Here is a 5,392-nt window from a genome sequence, read left to right on the forward strand (position 1 = left end):
GCATTGTGTTGGTGGCGCCGACAAACAGCGTCGGGCTGACATAGCAGCCGCCGCCCGGGCCGTCGAACTTGCCGCCGCCGGCGGCGACGACCGCGCCTTCCGACTTGCCGATCTCTATGTAGGACAGAACCTTTTCCTCATGCACCGGATGGATCAGCGGACCGACTACCGTTTCGGGGTCGAGCGGATGGCCGACCCTGATGCGTTTTGCTTTCTCCGCGACCAGCGCGGTGAATTTGTCGTAGATGCCTTCCTCGACCAGCAGGCGCGACGATGAGGTGCAGCGCTCGCCGTTGAGCGAATAGATCATGAAGACCGCGGCGTCGGCGGCGCGTTCGAGATCGGCGTCGGCGAAGACGATCACCGGGTTCTTGCCGCCAAGCTCGAAATGCACGCGCTTCAGCGTTTCAGCGCCTTGGCGCATGATCATCGAGCCGGTGCGGCTTTCGCCGACGAAGCCGATCGCCTTGATGTCGGGGTGCTCGGTCAGCGCGCGTCCGGCGTCCTCGCCGAAGCCGTTGACGAGGTTCCACACGCCCTTGGGCAGGCCGGCCTCCTCGGCGATCTCGACCAGCAGGCGCGCCGTCAGCGGCGACAGTTCCGCCGGCTTGTGGACGATGGTGCAGCCGGCAGCCAGCGCCGGCGCGATCTTCCAGGTCGACAGCATGAACGGCGTGTTCCACGGCGTGATCACGCCAACCGGGCCGATCGGCGCCCGCGTCGTCATGTTGACCTGGTTCGGCGCGCGGATCGTCTGGCCGTCGCGGGCTTCCGGCGCACGGTCGCCATAGAAGCGGAAGTTTTCCGCGCCACGCAGCGCCGCCTTGGCCATGAACTTCAGCGACTGACCGGTGTCCATGCATTCGACGAAGGCGATCTCCTCGGCGCGCGCGACGATGGCGTCGGCGATCCTGTGCAGCAGCTTCTTGCGGGCATCGCCCGATATCGCCGCCCACTCCTTGAAGGCGGCCTTCGCCGCCTTGGCGGCACGGTCGATGTCGGCGGGCTTGCCGCGCGCCACCGTGGCGATCGGCTTCAGGTCGATCGGCGAGATCGTTTCATAGGTCGAACCGTCGGCGGAGGGCACCGCCTCGCCGCCGATCTGGTTGAGCACGCCATGCTTCCTGAAGCGTTCCAGGTAGGCCTCGGCCTTGCGCAGATTGTCGTCCAGTGCCGCCATGGGTCTTTCCTGTTCTCTCGCGCTCAGTCACTTGCCACGCAGCCGCGGGTGGATGGCGTTCTTCTTCCAGCTGAGTTCGGGGTCGATTTCGCGGATTTCCAGGGAGAGCGCGAAATGCGGCGTCGCGAACAGCGTCGCCAGATGCTCGGACACCGCCGCGAAGATCGCTTCGCCTGCGCTCTTCTTTTCCGCCGCGCTGCGGCCCTTGCCGATACGGAAGTTCATGTCGATGAAGCCGTTCTCGGGAAGGCGGTCGGCGATCGCATAGGCCTCGGCGCGGAAGGCGCGCACCCGGACGGCACCTTGTTCGAACAGGCCGGTTTCGAGGATGGTCCGCGAGACCAGCTCGCAGAGCGCGCCCATGTCGACCTTCGCGTCGAGATTCGCGGAATATTCGATCGCCATATGGGGCAAAGGTTCCTCCACCTTTTAATTAACATGTGAATTACATCTTGACGATCGAATGTCAAGCGTCGTTCTCTGTGTCCCGGCGGCGGGATTGCCGCTCCCGGCAAAATCGCGGATATAGCTGCGATCGGGGTGCTAATATTTACCGCGACTCGTACTGGATTGGATTTTTCGGAGACCTGATTTTGCTACCACCGAGCACTCGTCGCTCCCTGCCGATGGCTCTGCTTCGCGCCCGCGAGGTGATCATGGCGCATTTCCGGCCGATGCTTGCCCGCCACGACATCACTGAGCAGCAATGGCGCGTGCTGCGGGTGCTTGCCGAGACCGGTCCGCTGGAAGCGACCGAACTCGCCAACCGCGCCTCGATCCTGCCGCCCAGCCTGACCCGCATCATCAAGGCGATGGAAGAGCGCGAATTCATCACCCGCAACAAGGTCAAGGATGACGGCCGCCGCGCGCTGCTCGCCATCAGCCCGGCCGGCCTTGCGCTGATCGAGGACCTGGCGCCGGAGCGCATCGCCATCTACGACGCGATCGAGAAGCGCTACGGCGCCGAACAGCACGAGCGCCTGCTCGACATGCTGGAAGGCCTGATCCAGTCGGAGTCGACGGAGGGGTGAAGGTCGCGCGGGACTTCCCTTCTCCCACAACAAGGGGAGAAGGGAAGGCACCGCCGCTCCTCACCCTCCGAAACTGCCGACAGCGCTCGGCTGCATGTAGTTGCGGCCGACATAGAGCAGCGCCGCCTCGTCGCTGCCGTGGCGGATGTCGACGACGCGGCCGAACATCACATTGTGCGTGCCGACCTTGTTCACCGCGCCGATCTCGCAATCGAAGCTGACGATGGCGTCGAGCAGCGCCGGCATGCCGGACGGCAGTGTCTGCCAGCGCGCGGCTTGATAGCGCTCGGCCATGTCGCGGATCGCGCCGGCGAACTTTCCCGCCAGATGCATGTGCGACTGGGTGAGAACGTTGACGCAAAAGCGCTGGTTGGCGAGGAACAGGCCGGTCTGCGCCGAGCGCTCGTTCATGCACACCAGCAGCGTCGGCGGATCGTCCGAAACGCTGCACATGGCGGTGGCGGTGAATCCGCCGCGCCCCGCCGGGCCGTCCGTGGTGACGATGTTGACCGGCGCGCAGACCCGCGCCATGGCGTCACGGAATTCCAGCCTCGAGACCTGCGCCTCCATGGCCGGCCTCCTCAACTCGCCGCAGCTGAGAGCGGCGGCAGCCAGGTGTCGCCGGTCCAGCCTTTCTCGTCATAGTCGGCCATGCATTGGTCGACCAGCTCCTCCATCTGCTTCAGCCGGCCGCCGCGCTCGGCGCCCTTCAGCACCTGCAGCCGCACCTCTTCCGGCGCACCGGCATAGTTGAGCTCGTAGAGCGCGTGGCGGCCGCCGAATTCGGTGCCGGTTGCGTCCCACAACAGCTTCATGATCTTGATGCGCTCGACATGGCCCATGTCGTTGGAGCCGCGCACATATTGCGCCAGGTAGCGGTCGATCTCCGGATTGTCGAAATCCCTGGCCGAGGACGGCAGGTAGATCAGCCCCGAGGCGATCACCCGGCGCACCGTGTCGATGACGCGCGGATAGGCCTCCGACATGAAGGTGCGGTAGGAAAGCGCCGCTTCCAGATTGGGCAGCACCGCGCCGCTGGCCCACGGGATCGGATTGTGCGCCATCGCGTTGGAAAAGCTCCAGAACATGTGGCGCAGCGCGATCACCTCGCCGAGCGCCGCCTGGTTGCCGCGGAAGGCATCGCCGCCGGTGGCGCGCAGGGCCTTGGCGAGCAGGCCGCAGAGGAAGTCGAGCTTGACGGTGAAGCGCGTGCAGCCCTGGAAGCAGTAGCCGTGCATGAAGCCCGACGCCGGATGGAAGGACAGGATCTTCTGCGCGTCGCGCAGCACCAGCACGTCCTCCCAGGGGATGAAGACGTTGTCCAGCACCAGGATCGCGTCGTTCTCGTCGAAGCGCGACGACAAAGGATAGTCGAAGGGCTGGCCGACCGTATTGGCGGTCTGCTCGTAGGAGACGCGGCAGAACATCTTTATGCCCGGCGCGTTCATCGGCACGATGAACATCACCGACAGCGACGGGTCCTCGGTGACCGTCGCCGAGCTTTGCGCCAGGAAATTGTAGTGGGTCAGCGCCGACGACGTCGCCACCACCTTGGCGCCCGACACCCAGATGCCGGCATCGTTCTCCTTGGTGATGTGCACGAACACGTCCTTCACGGCCTCGGCCGGCTTGTGGCGGTCGATCGGCGGATTGACGATGGCGTGGTTCATGAACAGGACCGCTTCCTGGGCGCGTTTGTGCCAGGCCAGCGCATTGTCCTTGAACGGGCCGTACCACTCGGCATTGGCGCCGAGCGTGTTCATCAGCGCCGCCTTGTAATCGGGCGTGCGCCCCATCCAGCCATAGGACATGCGCGACCAGTCGGCGATCGCGGTCTGCTGCTGGGCGAGGTCGGCGGCGGAATGGGCGACGCGGAAATATTTATGCGTATAGCCGCCCGAGCCGGTATCGGTCGGCGCGGTCAGCGCCGCCTGCCGGTTGGGGTCGTGCAAGGCGTCGTAAAGCCGGGCCAGCGAACGCGCCGAATTGCGCATCGCCGGATGGCTGGTGACATCGGCGACCCGCTCGCCATTGATATAAACCTCGCGCCCGTCGCGCAGGCTCGCGAGATATTCGGCGCCTGTGAACGGCCGTTTCGTGTCGGCCCGGAAATCTTCCGATCGCATCATGATCCTCCCTTTGATTGGTGGAGAGTAGCCGCAAGCCGCGCGATGGTTTATGGACGAAAGCGATAAATCACTTGGACTTTTTCGGGCCGCCATGAGCCAGACCGCCATTCCCGAATTCTTCGTCTACGGCGAGCCGGCACGGGCGCTCGACGTCGGTTTCCTGCATGTCGAGACGGTGCAGGCGCGCGCTTCCGTGCATCGCGGCCAGGTTCTGGCGCACAAACATCCGCAAATGGCGCAGATCACCTTCTGGACGGGTGGCAGCGGCACCTATCGGATCGAGGACAAGACCTGGAGTTTTTCCGCTCCCACCGTGAGCTTCATGCCGAGCGGCGTGGTGCATGGCTTCGACATCGAACCAGGCACCGATGCCATCGTCGTCTCGGTCGCCGATGCCGCACTCGCGGTGCTCGGCGAGCAGTCCGCGCTGCAGCTCGACCAGCCGGTTTTCGTCACGGGGCGCGGCGAGGGCGCGCTGTGGGAGAGATTGGGTAATACGGTCAGGATGATCCAGGCGGAATATGCCGACAGGCTGCCCGGTGTCGAAAGAATCCTGCCGCCGCTGATCGCGGTGGCGCTGTCGGGCATCGCCCGCCTCGATGCGCAATCGCATGCCATCGCGGTGCCGGCGGCGGTGGCGCTCGGCGGGCGGCTCAGGCGGCTGATCGACCAGCACTTCCGCGAGGACTGGCCGGTGGAGCGCTATGTCGAGGAACTCGGCACCACCCGCCACCTGCTCGACAAGGCCGCGCGCCAGGTGCTCGGCGCGGGCGTGCGCGAGGCGATCGGCGACCGGCGCCTGGTCGAAGCCAAGCGCCTGCTGCTCTTCACCATCCGGACGGTCGAGGACATCGCCTACGAGACCGGCTTCAATGATCCGGCCTACTTTTCTCGCTTCTTTCGACAGGCGGTTGGGGTGTCGCCGGCGGCTTGGCGGAGACAAAGAGTGAGTAGTGAGTAGTAGGTAGTAAACGGAGCGAGGATTGAACAAATGTTCGAACCGAAATTCTACTCATACTCACTACTCATACTCACTACTCACTACTCACTAC

General features: G+C 64.8%; 6 protein-coding genes. 2 read left to right on the top strand and 4 right to left on the bottom strand.

What is annotated here, in order from left to right; genetic code table 11:
• Window positions 1-1,180, bottom strand: a 1,180-nt coding sequence (locus tag EN738_RS30150) for an aldehyde dehydrogenase family protein (RefSeq protein WP_127286810.1), incomplete at its 3' end; no start/stop codon positions are given.
• A 27-nt stretch (window positions 1,181-1,207) separates the two neighbouring features.
• On the bottom strand, window positions 1,208-1,594 hold the full coding sequence (locus EN738_RS30155; protein WP_127286811.1) for a 5-carboxymethyl-2-hydroxymuconate Delta-isomerase: 387 nt from the start codon (window positions 1,592-1,594) through the stop codon (window positions 1,208-1,210).
• Between the two features lie 212 nt (window positions 1,595-1,806).
• On the opposite strand from EN738_RS30155, the gene hpaR reads away from it, so the two are divergent.
• A complete protein-coding gene (gene hpaR / locus EN738_RS30160) occupies window positions 1,807-2,211 on the top strand; it encodes a homoprotocatechuate degradation operon regulator HpaR (RefSeq protein ID WP_245478510.1) in 405 nt (134 codons plus the stop codon).
• Window positions 2,212-2,271: 60 nt separating this feature from the next.
• Here hpaR and EN738_RS30165 read toward each other — a convergent pair whose 3' ends face one another.
• Window positions 2,272-2,781 (bottom strand): flavin reductase, encoded by a 510-nt coding sequence (locus EN738_RS30165; protein ID WP_127286813.1) that lies wholly within the window; start codon window positions 2,779-2,781, stop codon window positions 2,272-2,274.
• 11 nt (window positions 2,782-2,792) lie between these two features.
• Window positions 2,793-4,337 (bottom strand): 4-hydroxyphenylacetate 3-hydroxylase N-terminal domain-containing protein, encoded by a 1,545-nt coding sequence (locus EN738_RS30170; protein ID WP_127286815.1) that lies wholly within the window; start codon window positions 4,335-4,337, stop codon window positions 2,793-2,795.
• 94 nt (window positions 4,338-4,431) lie between these two features.
• Between EN738_RS30170 and EN738_RS30175 the strand changes: the two genes are divergently transcribed.
• A complete protein-coding gene (locus EN738_RS30175; protein ID WP_127286814.1) occupies window positions 4,432-5,301 on the top strand; it encodes a helix-turn-helix domain-containing protein in 870 nt (289 codons plus the stop codon).
• Window positions 5,302-5,392 lie beyond the last annotated feature (91 nt).

This window comes from Mesorhizobium sp. M4B.F.Ca.ET.017.02.2.1 (assembly GCF_003998955.1).
GTDB classification, from domain to species: domain Bacteria; phylum Pseudomonadota; class Alphaproteobacteria; order Rhizobiales; family Rhizobiaceae; genus Mesorhizobium; species Mesorhizobium abyssinicae.

Coding starts and splice junctions, on each gene's coding strand:
- hpaR (WP_245478510.1), top strand. CDS start 1,807: ATGGCTCTGCTTCGCGCCCGCGAGGTGATCATGGCGCATTTCCGGCCG.
- EN738_RS30165 (WP_127286813.1), bottom strand. CDS start 2,781: ATGGAGGCGCAGGTCTCGAGGCTGGAATTCCGTGACGCCATGGCGCGG.
- EN738_RS30170 (WP_127286815.1), bottom strand. CDS start 4,337: ATGCGATCGGAAGATTTCCGGGCCGACACGAAACGGCCGTTCACAGGC.
- EN738_RS30175 (WP_127286814.1), top strand. CDS start 4,432: ATGAGCCAGACCGCCATTCCCGAATTCTTCGTCTACGGCGAGCCGGCA.